General features: G+C 56.6%; 2 protein-coding genes. Both read right to left on the reverse strand.

Features of this window, described 5'->3' with window-relative positions; all coding sequences use genetic code 11:
* Positions 1-481, reverse strand: a 481-nt coding sequence (locus tag NW819_RS13785; protein WP_414414098.1) for an ABC transporter ATP-binding protein, incomplete at its 3' end; no start/stop codon positions are given.
* Between the two features lie 71 nt (positions 482-552).
* Positions 553-2,120 (reverse strand): ABC transporter substrate-binding protein (locus NW819_RS13790; RefSeq protein ID WP_414414099.1); only part of this gene is annotated, 1,568 nt, incomplete at its 5' end.

Consider the following 2,120-nt stretch of genomic DNA (forward strand, 5'->3'; position numbering starts at 1 on the left):
CTACCCGCTGTTTCATCCCTCCCGAAATTTGCGAGGGATATTTCTGAGCGGCTTCCCCCAGCCCCACCAAATCCAAATGTTCTTCCACAATTCGATGCTTTTCCGACTGGCTCTTTTGGGGAAATACCGACCGAACAGCCAAATAAACATTTTCATAAACCGTGAGCCAAGGCAACAGGGCATACCCTTGAAACACTACCATGCGCTCCGGGCCAGGAGCTGTAATCGGCTGCCCTTTCAGCTTCACCGAGCCACTGGTGGGCTGGGCAAATCCGGAAACCATATTCAGCAGGGTGGTTTTGCCACAGCCGGAATGCCCAACCAAGCAGACAAACTCTCCCTCGTTCACACTGAGGTTGATATCTCGCAAGACGGGATAATCCCCCTTGGGAGTTGAGTAGGTCTTGCTGACATTCTCAAGGCTTAGGTAGGGTTCTGCAGCTACGTTCGCTGGGGTAGAGGTTGTCAAGAGGGCAGTCATCGTAGGGTGCTCCAACTCATGATTTTCTCACAACGGGGAATGTGCGTTTGCAAGGGCGCCCAAGTGGGTATCTAGAGCAACACAGGACGACGATCTAAGGCAACCTCGGCTACATAAATATCGTGCTTAATCGCCAAACTGTTGAGGTAGGCCAGGGGATCCTCACCATTAAAAGGGATCCCGTCGAACAACTGAATGGGCTGCCGCTGGTAAGACACATCCAGCCCCAGCTCGCGGGCTGCCGTACTGAATACCCCCACCTGACACACCCGCTCCACGATCTCCACCCAGTTGCGGGGGAAGGGCAGCTCCCCCCAGCGGGCCATTTGGGTCATCATCCACAGATGCTCGGTGCGGCTGGGACGGTTGCCGGCTCCGAGAAAGAAGCGGTGGTGGGCATATTCCCGCATCGGCCTGTCCAAGTCACAGATCAGACGCTGGGGATCCCCCAGATGAATGTAGGAGGGGTCGGTGCTCAGGTAGGCGCGGCGGCTGAGCAGCTCGCGAATCTCGTCGTGATGGGCCGGGTCTTCACAGTAGCGGCAGGCTTCCAACAGCGCTTTGACCAAGGCAATGTGGGTGTTGGGGTAGGCTCTGGCCCAATCTTCTCGCACCCCCAACACTTTGCCGGGATGGCCCGGCCAAATCTCCAGGTCTGTAGCCACCGTAAAGCCACTGCCCTCCAGGGCTGCCCGCAAATTCCAGGGCTCTCCCACACAGTAGCCATCGATGTTGCCGGCTGTTAGGTTGGCCACCATCTGAGCCGGGGGCAGCGTTTTCAGCACCACGTCATGATCCGGGTGGATCCCACCGGCTGCCAGCCAGTAGCGCAACAGCAAATTGTGCATAGAGCTGGGATGCACCACTCCAAAGGTGAGCCGACGGCTGGGACTATCCAGGATGTAAGCCTTCAACTGGCTGAGGGTGTGGATCCCTTGCTCGTAGAACCGCTTATGCAAGGTGATGGCATTGCCGTTGCGGGTCAAGGTGAGGGCAGTAACCACCGGCTGAGGCGGGTTATCCCCTCCGCCCAAAGACATCCACACCGGCATACCGGCGGGCATTTGGGCCGCATCCAGATAACCTCCCTGAATGCCGTCTTGGATCCCTCGCCAACTGGTTTCCCGCACCAAATTCACTTCTTCCAAGCCGTGTTTGGCAAAAAACCCTTTTTCTTTAGCTACAGCCAAGGGAGCACAGGCAGTGAGGGGCACAAAGCCAATCTCCAGGTTGATCTTTTCCAAGCCATGCCTGGCCACCACAGTGCTTCGGCGAGCACGCCATTGCTTAATCCGTTTTTGTTGGTTCAAAAAGTAGATGATCTCGCTGCGGTAGCTGTAGTAGCTGGGATGGTTGACCACATCCAGCCGACGGCGGGGCCGAGGAATGTCAATGGTCAAAATGTTCCCAATTCGGGATCCCGGCCCATTGGTGAGCATGACCACACGATCTGACAGAAGAACCGCTTCGTCCACATCGTGGGTGACCATGAGAGTGGTCATCTGATGTTCTTCACAGATGCGAATTAACTGCTCTTGCAAGTTCCCGCGCGTGAGCGCATCCAAAGCGCCAAATGGCTCATCCAACAACAACACTTTGGGCCGCAAAGCCAGGGCACGGGCAATGGCCACCCGCTGCT

Source organism: Synechococcus sp. R8-2 (assembly GCF_047461715.1).
Taxonomy (GTDB): domain Bacteria; phylum Cyanobacteriota; class Cyanobacteriia; order Thermostichales; family Thermostichaceae; genus Thermostichus.